Annotated in this window: 2 rRNA genes; both read right to left on the reverse strand. The window is 51.1% G+C overall.

Features of this window, described 5'->3' with window-relative positions:
- A 23S ribosomal RNA gene (locus EYB31_RS40760) occupies positions 1 to 1,211 on the reverse strand; the annotation flags it as partial.
- A 325-nt stretch (positions 1,212 to 1,536) separates the two neighbouring features.
- Positions 1,537 to 1,628: ribosomal RNA gene (locus EYB31_RS39895) — 16S ribosomal RNA — on the reverse strand; the annotation flags it as partial.

Raw genomic sequence — 1,628 nt, forward strand, 5'->3', positions numbered from 1 at the left:
CTGCAATTCATAGCTTCGGTGGTGTGTTTAGCCCCGTTACATTTTCGGCGCAGAGTCACTCGACCAGTGAGCTATTACGCACTCTTTCAATGGTGGCTGCTTCTAAGCCAACATCCTGGTTGTCTGTGCAACTCCACATCCTTTCCCACTTAACACACACTTGGGGACCTTAGCTGATGATCTGGGCTGTTTCCCTCTTGACGATGGATCTTAGCACTCACCGTCTGACTCCCGGGTAAAAATATGCGGCATTCAGAGTTTGACTGGACTTGGTAACCCTTGGCGGGCCCCTCACCCAATCAGTGCTTTACCTCCGCTATTCTACTCCCGAGGCTAGCCCTAAAGCTATTTCGGGGAGAACCAGCTATCTCCGAGTTCGATTGGAATTTCTCCCCTACCCCCACCTCATCCCCGCATTTTTCAACATGCGTGGGTTCGGGCCTCCAGTGCGTGTTACCGCACCTTCACCCTGGACAGGGGTAGATCACACGGTTTCGGGTCTACGACCACGTACTCATATTCGCCCTATTCAGACTCGCTTTCGCTGCGGCTTCGGCTCTTCACCTTAACCTTGCACGTGAACGTAACTCGCCGGTTCATTCTACAAAAGGCACGCCATCACCCGTTAACGGGCTCTGACTTTTTGTAAGCACACGGTTTCAGGTTCTTTTTCACTCCGCTCCCGCGGTTCTTTTCACCTTTCCCTCACGGTACTGCTTCACTATCGGTCGCTAGGGAGTATTTAGCCTTGGCAGATGGTCCTGCCTGCTTCCCACGGGGTTTCACGTGTCCCGCGGTACTCGGGATCCGCCTAGCGATACGCAAACTTTCAATTACAGGGCTTTTACCTTCTCTGGCCGGCCTTTCCAGACCTGTTCGTTTAATCTGCTTTTCGCACATTGGCGTCCCACAACCCCAAGAGACAAGCCTCTTGGTTTGGGCTGTTCCGCGTTCGCTCGCCGCTACTGACGGAATCACTCTTGTTTTCTTCTCCTGAGGGTACTTAGATGTTTCAGTTCCCCTCGTATGCCTTCGCTGTAGCTATGTATTCACTACAGGATAACTGAGTATTACCTCAGCTGGGTTCCCCCATTCGGACATCCCCGGATCAATGCCTGCTTACGGCTCCCCGAGGCATTTTCGTTGTTCGCCACGTCCTTCTTCGGCTCCTAGCGCCTAGGCATCCTCCGTGTGCTCTTATTAGCTTAACCAGATGTTCCGTTGTCTGCCGACGCGCTCCATTGTTTATTTGGATTATGAATTGATCTCTTATCGGAGAATCCAACTAAACAAAAGTCGCTGCTTTCGTCACACAACTTCACTTGTAGCTAAAAGATCTAAATCTAAATCCAAAGGATTTGTAAGCTTTATGCTTGAAGTTGTTTCGCTATCCAGTTTTCAAGGAACAAGTTTGAGCGAGGTTCCGGTTACCCTTACGGGCACCATTGCTCTCTCAAAACTGACCAACGAGTGAATGTGTTTTGCAGCTTACGCTGCTTTATGTCCGTTACCCTGCTGGTAACATGGACTCCATAGAAAGGAGGTGATCCAGCCGCACCTTCCGATACGGCTACCTTGTTACGACTTCACCCCAATCATCTACCCCACCTTCGGCGGCTGGCCCCCTT

This window comes from Paenibacillus thalictri (genome assembly GCF_004307995.1).
GTDB lineage: Bacteria > Bacillota > Bacilli > Paenibacillales > NBRC-103111 > Paenibacillus_AF > Paenibacillus_AF thalictri.